Annotated in this window: 15 protein-coding genes; 9 read left to right on the top strand and 6 right to left on the bottom strand. The window is 63.0% G+C overall.

Translation table 11 applies throughout. From position 1 onward, the window contains the following. Positions 1–25: 25 nt before the first annotated feature. From ACZ5RT_RS12945 to ACZ5RT_RS12935, 3 genes are read left to right on the top strand one after another with little or no spacing between them, the layout of a single operon-like run. A complete protein-coding gene (locus ACZ5RT_RS12945) occupies positions 26–1,129 on the top strand; it encodes an efflux RND transporter periplasmic adaptor subunit (protein ID WP_464452746.1) in 1,104 nt (367 codons plus the stop codon). After that, complete coding sequence (locus ACZ5RT_RS12940) at positions 1,126–2,328, top strand: ABC transporter permease (protein WP_464452745.1); 1,203 nt, start codon at positions 1,126–1,128, stop codon at positions 2,326–2,328. The genes ACZ5RT_RS12945 and ACZ5RT_RS12940 overlap by 4 nt, the downstream gene beginning before the upstream one ends. A 10-nt stretch (positions 2,329–2,338) precedes the next feature. After that, entirely contained in the window at positions 2,339–3,055 is a 717-nt protein-coding gene (locus ACZ5RT_RS12935) for an ABC transporter ATP-binding protein (RefSeq protein WP_464452744.1), read from the top strand. 325 nt (positions 3,056–3,380) lie between these two features. Here ACZ5RT_RS12935 and ACZ5RT_RS12930 read toward each other — a convergent pair whose 3' ends face one another. Further along, the gene (locus tag ACZ5RT_RS12930; protein ID WP_464452743.1) at positions 3,381–3,821 is read right to left on the bottom strand and encodes a MarR family winged helix-turn-helix transcriptional regulator; all 441 of its coding nucleotides are present in this window, start codon (positions 3,819–3,821) and stop codon (positions 3,381–3,383) included. Continuing rightward, positions 3,818–4,366 carry a flavin reductase family protein gene (locus ACZ5RT_RS12925; RefSeq protein ID WP_464452742.1) on the bottom strand — a complete coding sequence of 183 codons (549 nt, stop codon included), beginning with the start codon at positions 4,364–4,366 and terminating at the stop codon, positions 3,818–3,820. Before ACZ5RT_RS12925 ends, ACZ5RT_RS12930 begins: the two co-directional genes overlap by 4 nt. Positions 4,367–4,464: 98 nt before the next feature. On the opposite strand from ACZ5RT_RS12925, the gene ACZ5RT_RS12920 reads away from it, so the two are divergent. The 6 genes from ACZ5RT_RS12920 to ACZ5RT_RS12895 all read left to right on the top strand — a co-directional run bounded on the left by ACZ5RT_RS12920 (position 4,465) and on the right by ACZ5RT_RS12895 (position 11,346). Further along, on the top strand, positions 4,465–5,550 hold the full coding sequence (locus tag ACZ5RT_RS12920) for a M29 family metallopeptidase (RefSeq protein WP_464452741.1): 1,086 nt from the start codon (positions 4,465–4,467) through the stop codon (positions 5,548–5,550). 145 nt (positions 5,551–5,695) lie between these two features. Continuing rightward, positions 5,696–6,478, top strand: coding sequence for an alpha/beta fold hydrolase (locus ACZ5RT_RS12915; RefSeq protein WP_464452740.1), 783 nt, complete (start codon positions 5,696–5,698; stop codon positions 6,476–6,478). Then, positions 6,475–7,743, top strand: coding sequence for an acyl-CoA dehydrogenase family protein (locus tag ACZ5RT_RS12910; RefSeq protein ID WP_464452739.1), 1,269 nt, complete (start codon positions 6,475–6,477; stop codon positions 7,741–7,743). Before ACZ5RT_RS12915 ends, ACZ5RT_RS12910 begins: the two co-directional genes overlap by 4 nt. After that, positions 7,743–9,281: a class I adenylate-forming enzyme family protein gene (locus tag ACZ5RT_RS12905; RefSeq protein ID WP_464452738.1), complete on the top strand. Its 1,539-nt coding sequence runs from the start codon at positions 7,743–7,745 to the stop codon at positions 9,279–9,281. Before ACZ5RT_RS12910 ends, ACZ5RT_RS12905 begins: the two co-directional genes overlap by 1 nt. 128 nt (positions 9,282–9,409) lie before the next feature. Next, positions 9,410–10,375, top strand: a complete 966-nt coding sequence (locus tag ACZ5RT_RS12900; protein ID WP_464452737.1) for a Bug family tripartite tricarboxylate transporter substrate binding protein — start codon at positions 9,410–9,412, stop codon at positions 10,373–10,375. Further along, positions 10,375–11,346, top strand: coding sequence for an alpha/beta fold hydrolase (locus ACZ5RT_RS12895; RefSeq protein WP_464452736.1), 972 nt, complete (start codon positions 10,375–10,377; stop codon positions 11,344–11,346). The genes ACZ5RT_RS12900 and ACZ5RT_RS12895 overlap by 1 nt, the downstream gene beginning before the upstream one ends. 288 nt (positions 11,347–11,634) lie before the next feature. Here the strand turns inward: ACZ5RT_RS12895 and ACZ5RT_RS12890 are convergent, their stop codons facing one another. From ACZ5RT_RS12890 to ACZ5RT_RS12875, 4 genes are all read right to left on the bottom strand, one after another. Next, the gene (locus ACZ5RT_RS12890; RefSeq protein WP_464452735.1) at positions 11,635–12,411 is read right to left on the bottom strand and encodes a YecA/YgfB family protein; all 777 of its coding nucleotides are present in this window, start codon (positions 12,409–12,411) and stop codon (positions 11,635–11,637) included. Positions 12,412–12,510: 99 nt separating this feature from the next. Next, positions 12,511–12,933 carry a PIN domain-containing protein gene (locus ACZ5RT_RS12885; RefSeq protein ID WP_464452734.1) on the bottom strand — a complete coding sequence of 141 codons (423 nt, stop codon included), beginning with the start codon at positions 12,931–12,933 and terminating at the stop codon, positions 12,511–12,513. After that, positions 12,930–14,246 carry a THUMP domain-containing class I SAM-dependent RNA methyltransferase gene (locus tag ACZ5RT_RS12880; protein ID WP_464452733.1) on the bottom strand — a complete coding sequence of 439 codons (1,317 nt, stop codon included), beginning with the start codon at positions 14,244–14,246 and terminating at the stop codon, positions 12,930–12,932. The genes ACZ5RT_RS12885 and ACZ5RT_RS12880 overlap by 4 nt, the downstream gene beginning before the upstream one ends. Positions 14,247–14,256: 10 nt before the next feature. Continuing rightward, entirely contained in the window at positions 14,257–15,798 is a 1,542-nt protein-coding gene (locus tag ACZ5RT_RS12875) for an RNA polymerase factor sigma-54 (RefSeq protein WP_464452732.1), read from the bottom strand. Positions 15,799–15,800 lie beyond the last annotated feature (2 nt).

Genomic DNA, 15,800 nt, shown 5'->3' with positions numbered 1-15,800 from the left:
GGCTCTGGGATTCGTGGCGACTCGCATGGGGCCACTTGCCCCGACTAAAGTTACAGTGACACAAGTCAAGAGCGAAAATCTGACGCCCTCGGTGTTTGGCATTGGCAGTGTGGAAGCGCGCCAGAGTTGGCTGATGGGCCCCACGGTGGCGGGGCGCGTATTGCGCGTGCATGTCGATGCGGGACAGGCGGTCAAGGCTGGACAGTTGTTGGCAGAGATGGATCCAGTGGATTTGGACCAACGCTTGCAGGCGCAAGATGCCGCGCTTGCCAAGGCGGTGAGTGTTCAAACGGCAGCACAGGCTCAATTGGCAGACGCCAAAGCCCGACGAGCGCTTGCCACCACCAATCTGAACCGGCAAAAGGAATTGGCTCGGCAGAACTTCATCAGCCCGTCAGCGCTAGAGGGGCGCGAGCAGGAGCTGCAGTCTGCGCAGGCCGCACACGAGGCCGCTCAAGCCAACTTGCAGGCGACCCGCCAGGACACCCAACGCCTGCAGGCCGAGCGTGCAGCGGCCGTGCAGCAAAGACAGAACACCCGATTGATCGCACCGGCCGATGCGGTGGTGGTCAGCCGCGATGCTGAGGCAGGCAGCACAGTGGTGGCCGGTCAATCCGTGATCAGGCTGGCCAATCCCGCCACCCTCTGGGTGAAGTTGCGCGTGGACCAGGCACGCTCGAGAGGGTTGGCGCTTGGTTTGCCCGCCCAGATTGTGTTGCGCTCGCAACCGCAGCAGGTGCTGACCGGTAAGGTGGAACGGCTGGAGTTGCAGGCCGATGCAGTGACCGAGGAGCGCATCGCACAAGTGACGTTTGATCAAACGCCTGCATCACTGTCGATCGGCGAGATGGCCGAGGTCACGCTCCAGTTGCAGCCAGAGGATCAGGCCTTGGCGGTACCGCAGGCCAGTGTGCAGACGCATCAGGGCCGAACGGGCGTGTGGCGTCTGAAAGACGGCGCATTGGACTTTGTTTCCGTGGAGTGGGGAGTGTCCAGTCTGGACGGCCGCGTACAGGCGCTGAGCGGACTGGCCTCTGGTGACACCGTGGTGGTGTACAGCGATAAGCCGCTGTCGACAGGAGCCCGCTTCAAGGTGGTGGACGCTCTGGTTAAAAAGGCGCAGCCATGATCAGCCTGGCGGCGCGCGACATTCAGCACAGTTGGGCCAAGTTTGTGTTCACCGGTCTGGGGCTGGGTTTGCTCATTGGCGTGACATTGACCATGGCTGGCGTGTTTCGCGGCATGGTCGACGATGCCCAAGCTTTGTTGAACAACAGCGGTGCCGACCTCTGGGTGGTTCAAAAGGACACGCAGGGACCTTATGCCGAATCATCCAGTCTCAAGGACGATGTGGTGCGCAGCATTGCGGGCATGCCCGGCGTGGCCATGGCGGCCAACATCACTTACTTCACCATGCAGGTCAGGACGGTAGGAGGCAAAGAGGCGCGGACCATGGTGGTCGGGATCGAGCCGGGTGCCGCTGGCTTGCCCGGGCAGCCTGGCTATTTATTGGCTGGCCGGCATCTCACGCGCAGCCATTACGAGGCGGTGGCTGACGTCAAGACCGGACTCTCGCTGGGGGACCGGGTGGAAATCCGGCGCCACACCTACGAGGTGGTGGGCCTGACACGCCGCATGGTGTCATCTGGCGGCGACCCGATGGTCTTCATCCCGATCAAGGATGCTCAGGAAGCGCAGTTCCTCAAGGACAACGACGCCATCGTGAACGACCGTGTGCGTACAGCCGCCAATCCAGCATTCAACCGACCTGCAGTGCCGGGCCTGCTCGATGCGGTGCAGAACTTGCAGACCAGCAGCCGCAACGTCAATGCTGTGCTGGTGCGTGTGGCCAATGGCTGGAGCGCTGAACGTGTGGCCGAGCCAATCCAACGTTGGAAGCACCTGACCGTGTTTACCCGTGCTGACATGGAGAACATCCTGGTGGATAAATTGATTGCCACTTCGGCCAAACAGATCGGCATGTTTTTGGCCATTCTGGCTGTGGTGAGCGCGGCGATTGTGGCCTTCATCATCTACACCATGACGCTGGGCAAGATCCGTGAGATCGCGGTGCTCAAACTGATCGGTACCCGCAACCTCACCATCGCGACGATGATCTTGCAGCAGGCGCTGGGTCTGGGTGTAATCGGCTTTGTGGTGGGCAAGGTGGCCGCGACAATTTGGGCACCGGTGTTCCCCAAGTTCGTGCTGTTGCTTACGCAGGACGCGGTGGTTGGCTTCGGTGCCACCATGCTCATTTGTGCGCTGGCCAGCACGCTGGCGATACGTGTCGCCTTGCGTGTCGATCCCGCGCAAGCCATCAGTTGAGGACCCTGAAATGATCAAGCAAACTGGTGGCATTCGCATCGAAAACCTGCGCAAGGTTTATGGCCATGGCGACACGGCGGTCGAAGCGCTGAAAAACGTCAACATGCAGGTCGCTCCTGGTGAAGTGGTCGGGCTGGTGGGGCCGTCTGGTTCCGGCAAAAGCACTTTGCTCAAATGCCTGGGGGCCATCATCGAGCCCACATCGGGTCGCATGACACTGGGCGACGAAGTCATTTATGACGATGGCTGGAAAACGCCCGACCTGCGCGCCTTGCGCCGTGACCGGATCGGCTTTGTGTTTCAGGCGCCCTATCTGATCCCGTTCCTGGACGTGACCGACAACGTAGCGCTGCTGCCCATGCTGGCAGGTGTGCCCAATGTCCAGGCGCGGCAGCGTGCACTTGAATTGCTGAATGCTCTGGATGTCGCTCACCGTGCCAAAGCCGAACCAGCGCAGCTTTCCGGTGGCGAGCAGCAACGGGTTTCAATCGCCCGGGCGCTGGCCAACAAACCGCCGGTGATTCTGGCCGACGAGCCGACCGCGCCCCTGGACAGCGAACGCGCCCTGGCCGTGGTGCGCATCCTCAATGACATGGCCCGTCAGGCGCAGACCGCCATCATCGTCGTGACCCATGACGAGAAAATCATCCCGACCTTCAAGCGGATCTACCACATCCGCGATGGTCAAACGGTCGAGGAACAAGGCGAAGGGCGCGCACTTGATTAGGTACACGTCCTCAACGGCAGAAGTACCCTCTGAACCGGTCACTGGCGCTGGGCATTGATCCGCCGCGTCAAAGGCTGGTTTGTGGTCTGCGAGCTGATACCCACCGCGGGACCGATGATCTGATCACGCCACGTCTGAGTCAGAGGGTCGGTTCACCGTGAAGACCGCTTTGGGTCGTGTCCAGACCATCGCAGCGTAGTGATGAACGTCGCCTAACGCTGCAACGCAGCCATTGAGTCTTAGCCATATCCACTTGCCGCAAAGACAGGCAATAAATGGTTCACCCAAACTTAAAGCCCGAAATTCTGGCTGTGCCCTTGCACGCTTAGGTACTGCTGTGCGCCGCAATCAAGCTCTCTAACATGAGCTTGAGTTGATGAGCAGGGTCTGCACCCAAAGCCGACACCACCTGGGCTTCGTGCGCTTTGGCTTGCTTGAGCAGGGGCTGTACTTTGCGCCGACCTGCGGCCGTGAGGCTGACAAGGCTTTGCCGTTTGTCGTGTGTGGCATCACAACGCGTGACCCACCCGGCGTCTTGCATGCGGCCCACCAGCTTGGTCACGGTGGGCTGTTTGGCCAGCACGATGCTGGCGAGTTCGTTGATGCTCAAACTGTCTTTGCCTGACAGGCTCGCCATGACGCGCCATTCCATCAGGCTTAGACCGCTGGCCTCGACCACGGCGTGGAATTCGCTCGAAATCAAATGGCTGGCGCGTGCCAGCAAATAAGCCAGGTAGTCATCAACAAAGCCTGTGGAGTTGCTCATGCCAGTGGCGTGGTGGTGCTGAACTGACCGCCCTGGTAAACGAGTGGGGCCGAACCCTCGCTGAAGCCACAGCGTTCCACTTCGCCCACAAAAATCACATGGTCGCCTTCTTCGTGGCGGCTGCGGTTGTGGCATTCAAACCAGGCCAGAGCGCCTTTCAAAATGGGTAACCCGGCTTGCCCCAGGGTGTAGGCTGTGTCGGCAAAGCGGTCGCCTTTGCCGTAGGCAAAACGATTGCACAAGTCGAGCTGGTCTGCGGCCAGCACATTGACCACATAGTGCGTGCCTGCATGGAAGAGCGGCAAGCTGCTGGCCTTGTGGCCCAGGCTCCACAGCACGAGCGGTGGCGTGAGTGAGACCGAATTGAACGAACTGGCGGTGATGCCCACAAAGCTGCTGCTGGCCGTGTCGCCTTTTTGAGCACCCGGCGCGAAGGTGGTGATGACGGTCACGCCCGTGGCAAAGCGCGACAGGGCTTGCCTGAAATGAGGGGCCTCAAAGTCAGGGGTCAGCGGCTGAATGGTCGGAGGTGGGGTGGGGCGCATAGGGTCATTATGGATGAATTTACATGAATATTCATATAAACTGTTTGGCATGAGGTCAGACGCGTCGTGCGCGGACCCCGTCCGTTCAGGAGGCAAACATGTTGGTAGAAAAGATTGAACACAAGTGGCTGGCGGCGTTTGTCCGCACCTTCACCCTGTGCAAAGTGCAGCCGGGTGAAGTGGTGGCCATTTTGGCCGAAACGCAGTCGCGCCGTGTGAACGTGGAGCTTGCCCGTCTGGCGCTGGAGGGCATGGGGGCCAAGGTGTTTGAAGTGACGCTGACCACACCTGCATTGACGGCACCCGCCCCGGTGCGCTCCACGGGCGCGAGTGACGCCATCGGGCAACTGGGCCCCGTGGTGGTGGCATTGGCCCGCGCCGACATGGTGGTGGACTGCACCGTCGAAGGCCTGCTGCACGCGCCCGAGCTGTCGACCATCATGAAGGGCGTGGACGGCCACATGCCGCGTCTGCTCATGGTGTCCAACGAGCACCCTGAAATTCTGGAGCGCACCGTGCCCGATCCGGCGCTCGAAGGCGTGGTGCGTGCCGCCATGAAGAAACTGCGTGGCGCGCAGCAAATGCACGTCACGTCCGCCGCAGGAACCGACCTGCGCGTGAACCTGAAACATGGCGACAAACAAGCGGTGGTCGGCGGTGTGTGGGGCTTTTGCACCAAGCCGGGCATGGTGTCGCACTGGCCTGCCGGGCTGGCGCTGGCTTTCCCGGCTGCGGGCAGTGTCAATGGCATGCTGGTCATGGCCCCGGGCGATGTGAACCTGACCTTCAAAACTTATTTGCGCGACACGATCAGGTTGACCATAGAGAACGACAGCGTGATCGCCATCGAGGGGCAGGGCGTCGATGTGGACATGATGCGCGGCTACTGGAAAGCCTGGGAAGACGCCGAGGGTCACCGCGCCGCTTATGCGGTCTCGCATGTGGGTTTTGGCCTGAACCCGGCGGCCCGCTGGGACGCCATGGCGTTTTACGACAAGCGCGACTGCAACGGCACCGAGCTGCGGGCTTTTGCGGGCAATTTCTTGTACTCGACCGGGGCCAACGAAGTCGCGGGTCGCCACACCCTGGGCCACTTTGACCTGCCAATGCGCGGCTGCACCATCCGGCTCGACGACACGGTGGTGGTCGATGCGGGAGTGGTTCAAACGGATGCGCTTTCATGATGCTGCAGGCACCCGCTTTCCTGAATCCATGTGGGAGCGAGCCCCCGCTCGCGAATGCAGGGCGGAGCCACGTTCAACATTCGGCCGCAGGGGCGGCCTCCCACATCAAAGCTGCAACGCGGAAGATTTTCAGGCGGTACTTTTCATGAATACGCCCGCCTTCACCGACGTGGGCTTGCCCACACAACCCGCCGTGGTGTTCCTGCACGGCGTGGGCGGGGGTCGACACGGCTGGGCAGCGCAGCAAGCGCATGTGGCCGCTCTGGGTTGGCGCAGCCTGGCTTGGGACATGCCCGGTTATGGCGACAGCCCCACGGTCACCCCCTATGACTTCGCGCACCTGGCGCAAGCCCTCTGGCAGATGCTCGACGCAGCAGGCATCGACCAAGCCGTGTTGGTGGGCCACAGCATGGGCGCCATGGTCGCCCTGCAAGCCTGGACGCAAAAGCCTGAGCGCATCCGTGGCCTGCTGCTGGCTGCCAGCAGCCCGGCTTTTGGCCACAGCGATGGTGATTTTCAAAAACAGTTTTTGGCGCAGCGCTTGGCTCCACTAGAAGCGGGCAAAACCATGGGCGACATTGCCGACAAGCTGATCTCGAACATGGCCGCTCCCGGTGGCGATGCAACCCAGTTGATCCCTGCGCACCAAAGCATGTCGGCCGTGCCGCCCGCCACCTACCGTGCCGCGCTGCATGCGCTGGTGCAGTTTGAGCAACGCGCCGCTTTGCCCACCCTCACCGTGCCCGTACTGTGCCTGGCCGCAGAACATGACCGCACTGCACCGCCCACGGTGATGGCACTTATGGCGCAAAAGATCCCCGGTGCGCGCTACGCCTGCCTGGCCGGGGCAGGGCATTTGCTGCATTACGAACAGCCCGAGGCGTTCAACGCCGAACTCGAAAAATTCCTGAAGGACGTGAAACCATGACCGACGTGCAAGCCCCCTCTCAACCAGACGTCATGCCCATCTGTGGCGACGACTACCCCCTGACCGAAAAACAGCAAAAGCTGATGGCGCTGGCCCGTCAACTGGGTCGTGAGAAGTTCGCCCCTCGCGCTGCGCAACTGGACCGCGACGCGCAGTTCCCGTTTGCCAATTACGACGACATGCGTGACTCTGGCCTTTTGGCGCTGTGCGTGCCCGAAGCGCATGGCGGCCAGGGTGCCGATTACGCCACCTATGCGATGGTGTCGGCCGAGATCGGTCGTTATTGCGGCGCCACCGCGCTCACCTTCAACATGCACGTCTGCACCATGCTCTGGAGCGGCTTGTTGTCTGAAGACCTGGAGATGACGCCAGAGCAACGCGCCAGCCACCGCCAGCACCAGGCCACCCACTTTGCGCGGGTGGTGAAAGACGGCGCGATTTACGCGCAGCCATTCTCGGAAGGCGGTGCAGCAGCGTCAGGCGCTCAGCCCTTCGGAACCATCGCCGTCAAGGTCGAAGGTGGCTGGAAGATCAATGGCAAAAAAATCTTCGCCTCCCTGTCCGACGCGGCCGATTACTTTGGCGTGCTGTGTACCGAGAAGAAAGAGGGCGCTGACCTCTCGCGCCGCGACACTCTTTACTTGGCCATCCCCCGCACCGCGCCGGGCCTGACGATCGAAGGCGACTGGGACCCGCTGGGCATGCGCGCCACCGTGTCGCGCAACCTCATCTTCAAAGACGTGTTCGTGCCCGACGACGCCGCGCTGATGCCGCAAGGTCTGTACTTTCAGGCCGCCAGCCGCTGGCCGCACATGTTCATGACGCTCTCGCCCACCTACATGGGCATCGCGCAAGCGGCGTACGACTTCACCGTAGCCTATTTGCGTGGCGAGATTCCCGGCACGGGCCCCATCAAGCGCCGCCAGTTCGCGACCAAGCAAATCGCTGTGGCCGAGATGTTTGTCAAGCTCGAACAGACCCGCAACCTCTTTTTGCGCGCCATCGAAGACGCCAAGGTCGATCCGAGCAAATCCACCCGCCTGCGCGCCTATGCCGCGCAGTACACCATCATGGAGAACGCGCAAGACATCGCCCGCTTGGCGATCCGCACCTGCGGCGGCCAGTCCATGCTCAAAAGCCTGCCGCTCGAGCGCCTGTACCGCGATGCACGCTGCGGCTCGCTCATGCTGCCCTGGACGGCCGAGCTGTGCATGGACCGCATCGGGCGCGAAGCGCTGTACGAACCCGGCGAAAAAGACGAGTGATGTGGGGCGACGAAACCAGCCCCATCGCGGCCCGTTTTGCACAGCTGGCGCAGGACTGCGGCACGCAGCCCGCCATGACCTTCCGGGGAGACGAGCACAAGACAGGCGGCACCTTCGCCTATGACTTCGCCAAGTTCTGGCGACGTGTGGAGCGGGTCACCGCCCACCTGCAGTCCGCCTGGGGCGTGCAGCCGGGCGACCGCGTGGCTTGGCTCGGTTTCAACCACGAGCTGCAGCTGGTCACGCTGGTGGCCTGCGCCCGGCTGGGGGCTATTTTTTTGCCGCTCAACTTCCGCTTGGCGGTGCCCGAGTTGCAGCAGGTCATGCAGGACGCGCAGCCGCGCCTGCTGCTGCACGACACCCACCACGCCGATACAGCCCATGCGTTGCAAGGTGCAGGCCTGCAACACACGCACCTCGACACCCTGATCAACACCGCTTCACCACGCGGCCTGCTACGACCCACTGTGCACGGCGACCTGCCGCTGCTGCTGGTCTACACCTCGGGCACCACGGGCGTGCCCAAGGGTGCGGTGCACACGCAGGCGGCGCTGTTGGCCAACGCACGTGCCAGTGCCTGGGCGCACGGTTTTGTGCCGGGCGACAAGGTGCTGTCCACGTTGCCGATGTTCCATGTGGGCGGCCTGTGCATCCAGACCCTTCCCGCCTTGCTGTCGGGCATCGAGGTGGTGCTGCACCCGCGCTTTGACCCGACGGCCTGGCTGAGCGAAATGAACACCAGCCGCCCCACGCTGTCGCTCTTGGTGCCCGCCACCATGCGCGCCGTGTTTGAACACCCGCGCTGGGCCGACACCTCGCTGGCTTGCTTGCGCGGCATCATGACCGGCTCGTCCACCGTGCCCGTGGCTTACCTCGAAACACTGCACGCACGCGGTGTGCCCGTGGGCCAGGTCTATGGCACCACCGAAACCGGCCCCGTGTCCATCGTGCTGCCCCTGCCCGAGGCCATGGCCCGCGTGGGCGCATCGGGCTGGCCGCATCCGGAGGCGCAGGTCAAACTGATCGACGCCCAAGGCCAGGCGGTCGGGCCTGGCGAGACGGGCGAAGTCTGCATCCGCGCCGCCAACCTGATGCGCGGTTACTGGAGCGCGCAGGGCATGACCGGTATGGGCTTGCAGGATGGCTGGTTCCATTCGGGTGATCTGGGCCAGCGTACCGAAGACGGCTGCATCACCATCGTGGGCCGCAGCAAAGACATGATCATCTCGGGCGGCGAGAACATCTACCCGGCCGAGATTGAAAACCAGCTGGTCACCTTGCCCGGCGTGGCCGAAAGCGCCGTGGTCGGCCTGCCCGATGCGCGCTGGGGCGAAGTGCCTGTGGCCGTGCTGGTGCGCTCGCCCGACGCCGCAGGGCAGGCATTGGACGCAGAGGCGGTGCTGGCGCATTTGCAGTCGCGCATTGCACGCTTCAAATTACCCCGCCGTGTAGTGTTCATGGACAGTCTGCCCAAAAGCGCTTTGGGCAAGGTGCTTAAGCCGCAGCTGCAGGCCCAATTGACTAGAACAAACCCTTAAATCAACCGGCTTTCTTCGCCTGAGTGACAGTGTTCGCGCAGGCGAGTGGCATCATGCTTTGCATCTGTTGCAAGGAGACAAGCATAGTCCATTTTCCAAAGTCATTCACGCGTCGTCCAGTGTTGGGCATGGCCGCGGCACTGTTGTTGTCGGCGGCCCCTGCCAGCTGGGCGCAAACCGCTTGGCCTAACAAGCCGGTCAAGATCGTGGTGCCTTTTGCACCCGGCGGCACCACCGACATTTTGGCCCGCGCCATCGCGCCGGACCTGGCCAAGGCCTTTGGCCAGCAATTCGTGATCGAAAACAAAGGCGGAGCCGGGGGCAACCTGGGGGCCGAACAAGTGGCCAAGTCGGCGGGCGATGGTTACACCCTGCTCATGGGCACGGTGGGCACGCACGGCATCAACCGCGCCTTGTACAGCAAGCTGCCCTATGACCCCTTCAAGGACTTTGTGCCCATCACCCTGGTGGCGGGTGTGCCCAATGTGATGGTGGTCAACGCCGAAAAAGCCGCCGCCAACAAGATCAACAACGTCAAGGATTTCATCCAGTACGCCAAAGCCAACCCCGGCAAGCTGAACATGGCCTCCAGCGGCAATGGCACGTCCATCCATCTGGCGGGCGAGCTGTTCAAGTCGCAAACCGGCACCTTCATGGCGCACATCCCTTACCGGGGTTCCGGTCCAGCCTTGCTCGACTTGGCGGGCGGCAGCATGGACGTGATGTTTGACAATTTGCCCTCGGCCATGCAGCTCATCAAGGCGGGCAAACTCAAGGCCTTGGCCGTGACCAGCAGCCAGCGTTCGGCAGCACTGCCCGACTTGCCGACCGTCGAAGAAGCGGGTGGCCTCAAAGGCTTTGAAGCCAGCAGCTGGTTCGGTTTGTTGGCCCCCGCAGGCACGCCTGCCGACGTGGTCAGCCGCATCCAGCAAGAAGTCGCCAAGTCACTCGCCACACCTGCGATGAAAGAGCGCCTGGCCACTTTGGGTGCGATCCCCAGCGGCAACACGCCCGCGCAGTTTGCTGCGCTGATTGAGGTCGAACACAAGAAGTGGGCCGAGGTGGTCAAAGCCTCGGGTGCCAAGGTCGACTGATGGCCTGGTTTGAAGGCTTCGAGCGGCAAACGCGCGCAGTGGCGGGCTTGCCCGTCTGCTATCGGCAATCGGCCGACTGGACAGCGCAATCTCATCTGCCCGTGCTGGTCTTGCTGCACGGCTTTCCGCAAACCCATGTCATGTGGCACCGCGTCGCGCAAAACCTGCGTGGCCGTTACCGCTTGGTGATGCCCGACTTGCGGGGCTATGGCGATTCGTCGCACGCCGTGGGCGACGCCGAGCATGCCCACTACAGCAAACGCGCCATGGCGCAAGAAGTGGTGGGTCTGCTCGATGCCTTGGGTGTAGGCTATTTTTTCCTGTGCGGTCACGACCGTGGCGGGCGCGTGGCGCACCGTCTGGCGCTGGACCATGCGTCGCGTGTGCGCAAGTTGTGCGTGATCGACATCGCGCCCACTTTCGACATGTACGGCGGTCTGTGGGGCAAAAAACCGGAGGTCTCTGGCCCCGTGGCCGACCCGTACTTTGCCTTTGCGCAGGCCTATTACCACTGGTTCCACCTGACGCAACCCGCGCCCTTGCCCGAGTTCATGATCGGCGGCAACCCCAAGGCCTATTTACACGCCAAGCTCGGCGGCTGGGGCAGTCAAGGTCTGGGCTACATCGAGCCTGAAGCCTTGGCCGAATACGAGCGCGCTTTTTGCAACCCCGCACTCAACGACAAGGGCTGGCCTGCCGCCATCCACAGCGCGGCCGAAGACTATCGCGCCAGCGCAGGCATCGACCTGCAGCACGACCGTGAAAGCCGAGAGCGCGGCGACAAAATCGCCTGCGACACCTTGGTCCTGTGGGGCAGCCGGGGCGTGGTCAACCGCATGTTCAAACCGGTTGAGCTGTGGCAGGCGCAATGCGCGGTGCGTGTCAGTGGCCAGGTCATGCCCTCCGGGCATTTCATCCCTGAAGAATTGCCCGAAGCCACCAGCGACGCGCTGGCGCAGTGGATGGTGTGACGGCTGGTCCCGTCACTTTCCGTTCTCTGTCGCCCCCGACTTGGTTTAGCCCTGTCACCCTCGTTATAGCCTAGCGCTGTCACCCCCGACTTGATCGGGGGGCCATGCCTTCGGCTGCGGTGGATACCCGCATGCGCGGGTATGACAGGTGAGCATGACAACCCGGCCTCGTCACCCTCGACTTGATCGAGGGTCCCAGCCTTCGGTTTTCGTGGATACCCGCCTTCGCGGGTATGACGCCGTGATGGGTCATCCCGGACTTGATCCGGGATCCATCTTCGCGGAGCTTCAGGCCCCGCAGCACTTCTTGTATTTTTTCCCGCTGCCGCAGCTGCACGCATCGTTGCGCCCAGGCGTGGCTTCCTTGATGACTTGCGCCACCCGGGGCCCGATGTTGCGCCAGATTTCGCGCAGGTCGTACACCGCCCACAGCGCCTCGCCATAAGCGTTCAGGCGCTCTTCGCTCACGCTGGGTGGCCCGTCTTCTGACAAGGCCGACAGCGTCGGCACCGCGTCGTCGTCTTCGGTCAGCGCCACGATGGCTTCGAGCGACAGGTCGTGCCACTTGGCGGCGTCCTTGTCCTTGGGTGTGGCCCACTCGTCGGGCCAGTTTTCCACCGCGAACATGAAGCCCAAGGCCCACACCTGCGCAAACGACGGGATCTCGCTGTCTTCGATTTCTTCGCGCTCCTCCGGTGGCAGCGAGGCGATCGCACCGCGCACATCCATCACCTCCGGCGCATAGGCCTTGTCGTCGTCCAGTGCTTCCACCGGGGTGTCCAGCGCGAGCTTGATCTCGTCAAAACGGCGCTGCCACAAGGCCATGAACTGCTGGCGCTGGGCGTCGTCGGCAAAGCTGCCGCCTTCGGGCTCGTCCGGATCAATGCCCAGCAGCATGGGCAGCCACTCGCTGTCGGGAAAGGCGCGGCGGCAGCACACCAGCGCCGCCATGAAGCCCTCACAAAACTCCCACTGCGGCGTTTCTTCAAAGCGCTCGCGCAGGTCGTCCAGGATGTTGTCCAGGGTGTCAAAGTCTTCGGCTTCCAAGCCAGCGGTCGTGTTCATGGGGTGTTCCTGTAATCAGGTCGAGATTGTAGGTCGGCCCTTCAGATCCGGCGTTGCCGAGTTTGGTGCAAAACCCATGTCGGGGCTGAAGCCACCGACCTACGGGGTCACAGGGTTCAAGGCCACGCCGCAGCGCTCCAGGCGCTTTTTCATGCAGACCACCTGCGCGTCTTTGCTGTGCAGGGCGGCGGTGTGTTGCACGGCCAGGTCGATGAATTTTTGGTCGTCGACGTCTTTGCAGGCGTAGGGGGCTTTGGGCGCGTCGGGCTGCAGTTGGGCCCAGCGGTCAAAGTGGCCCAGCACGGCGCTGGCGGGCAGTTGGCGGTGCGTCAGGCGTTTGGCGATTTGTGGGTAGGCCAGCACACGGGCCAGCTCTTCGCGCATGGCGGCGGTGGCCAGCCATTGCGTGCTGCCGCTCTCTAAGCTGTTGCGCAAGGCTTCGGCTTGGGGTTCTTCAAACACCCACAGGTCGAGCACGATGTTGGTGTCCAGCACGCGGCGCACCGGGGTGCTCACACTCATGGGGCAGGCGTTCCGGCATCCCCTGTTTTGTCGGCAGAGGCGTCGGTCGGTGTGCGCTTCAAGCTGCCCTTGATCATGTCAAAGCGGAACAGGCGGCATTCGATGGGGCCGTTCCACATGGGCACGCGGCGCGATTCTTTGAGGCGCATTTTGCTGGGCAGCTTCAGGTCGGGCGTGAGCATCCAGGCGCTCCAGCCGCTGTAGTTTTTCTTCCAGTGGCTGGCCAGTTGGGCAAAGAAGTCGCCGCCGTCGTCGGTCTGGGCGGTTTCGCGGTGGTGGCTGGGGGCGGCAGCACGGGTGCTTGAACGCGCATCGGCCAGTGCGCCCGGCTGGAAGCTGTCGCGCCCGCGCCCGGCCACACCCGCTGCGGCAATGCGCTCGCCATAAGGCGGGTTGAGCAGCATGACGCCGGGCGTCTCGCTGGGCGGCATGCGTTGCAGCGCATCCCCGCCCCGGAACTCGATCACACCTGACACGCCTGCGCGTTCTGCGTTGCGCTCGGCAAAGTCAACCATGCGGAAGGCCACATCGCTGCCAAAAACCGGCGCTGTGGGTTCGTGTTCGTGGTCGCGGGCTTCTTCGATCAGGCCTTGCCAGACGTGGTTCTGGAAGGGCAGCAATTTCTCGAAGCCAAAGCGGCGCTGCAAACCAGGCGCGATGCCGCAGGCGATTTGCGCCGCTTCGATCGGGATGGTGCCGCTGCCGCAGCAGGGGTCGTACAGGGGCACGGTGGCGTCCCAGCCACTGGCCGCGATCATGGCGGCGGCCAGGGTTTCCTTCAAAGGCGCGTCGCCCTTGTCGGTGCGCCAGCCGCGCTTGAACAGTGGCTCGCCCGAGGTGTCGATGTAGAGCGTGGCCGTTTCGGGTGTCAGGTGTGCGTAGATGCGCACGTCGGGCCAGCTGGTGTCCACGCTGGGGCGCTCGCCGCGTTTGGCGCGAAAACGGTCGGCTACTGCGTCCTTGATTTTGAGCGCGGCAAAGTTCAGGCTGTTGAGCGGGCTGTGCTGCGCGGTGATGTCGATCTTGAAGGTCTGTTTGGGCGTGAACCAGATTTCCCAGGCCACTTCGCTGGCGGCGTTGTACAGGTCGTTTTCGTTGCGGTAGTCGGTGACCGACAGCTGTACCAGCACGCGCTGGGTCAGGCGGCTGTGCAGGTTGATGCGCATGGCGTCGCGCCACGAGGCGCGGGCCATCACGCCGCCACGGCCCGTGAGCAGGTCGTGGCCCGTCAGACCCGTGATGGCGTGCACCTCGTCGGCCAAAAAGCCCTCAACGCCCGCGGCGCAAGGCATGAACAGGTTCAATGAATTCACTCAAATACTCTCAAAGGGTTTTGCGCAGGTTGGCGGGCGCGATCTTCAGGGCTTCGCGGTACTTGGCCACCGTGCGGCGGGCGCAGTCGATGCCTTGCTCTTTCAGCATCTCGGAAATCTGGTTGTCCGACAGCGGTTTGGTGGGTTTTTCGGCGGCGACAAACTGCTTGATGAGCGCCCGCACGGCGGTGCTCGATGCAGCGCTGCCGCTGTCGGTGCCCAGGCCCGAGCCGAAGAAATACTTCAGCTCAAACGTGCCTTGCGGCGTGGCCATGTATTTGGCCGTGGTCACGCGGCTGATGGTGGACTCGTGCATGCCCAGCTCGTCGGCGATCTCGCGCAGCACCAGCGGGCGCATGGCCAGCTCGCCGTGTGTGAGGAAGTTTTTCTGCCGCTCCACGATGGCGGTGGACACGCGCAAGATGGTGTCAAAGCGCTGCTGGATGTTCTTGATGAACCAGCGCGCTTCTTGCAGGCGCTGCTGCAGGCCTGCATGGTTGTCGCCTTTGCCGCCGCGCAGGGCGTTGGCATAGATGTCGTGCACGCGCAGCTTGGGCATCACGTCGGGGTTGAGCTGGATGCGGAATTTGGGCGTGGCCGTCTTGCTGGTGTTCACCACCAGCACGTCGGGGATGATGATGTTTTGCTCGGCCTGCACAAAGGGGCGGCCGGGTTTGGGTTCAAGCCGGGCGATGAAGGCGATGGCGGCTTTGACCACGGCTTCGCTCAGGCCACAGGCCACCGCCAGCCGTTTGAAGTCGCGCTTGGCCAGCATTTCCAGAGGTTGGGCGCAGATGGCCAGCGCCGCTTGTGCCACTTCGTCGTTTGGGTCGTCTTGCAGCCAGGCCTTGATCTGGATGCGCAGGCACTCGGCCAGGTCGCGTGCGCCCACGCCCACGGGTTCGAGCGACTGCAGCAAACCCAGCGCCACGGTGAAACGGTGCACCAGTTCGTCGATCTGTTCGTAGTCGTCTGTGCCTGCCAAGCTGGCCGCTAGTTCGGGCAGGGTGTCGGTCAGGTAGCCGTCGTCGCTGAGCGATTCGATCAGAAAGCGCAGCGCGGCACGGTCCACTTCGGACAGGCGCAGCGACAGCGCCTGACGGTGCAAAAAGTCGGTCAGCGAGCCGCTGCTGCGGGCCAGGTCGATGGCGTCGGCGGTTTCTTCGCCGTTGTTTTGGCGCGGTGCGGCGTCGCCACCCCATTCGCTGTCGTCGGGTCGCATGTCCACGCTGCCGTCGCCGTCCCAGCTTTCGGCCACATCGGTCACGGCTTCGTCGCGGGTTTCGCTGGCGCTGTCGTCGCTGCTGCTCGTTGTGCTGGCGCTTTCGCTGACCCGGTCGCCCAAACTGACATGGGTGTCGGCCTGGTCCAGGCCAAAGGCCTCGGCAGTTGCTTCTTCTTCGGCGCGTTCCAGAAAGGGGTTGTCGTCCAGCATCTGATCGACCTCTTGTGACAGCTCCAGGGTGGACAGCTGCAGCAGGCGAATCGATTGTTGCAACTGGGGCGTGAGCGCCAGGTGCTGGGACATGCGAAGCGACAGGCCGGGCTTCATGG

The sequence above is a fragment of the Limnohabitans sp. TEGF003 genome (assembly GCF_055395455.1).
The sequence above is the reverse complement of the archived record's forward strand: the minus strand, read 5'-3'. Positions and strand labels throughout refer to the sequence as shown.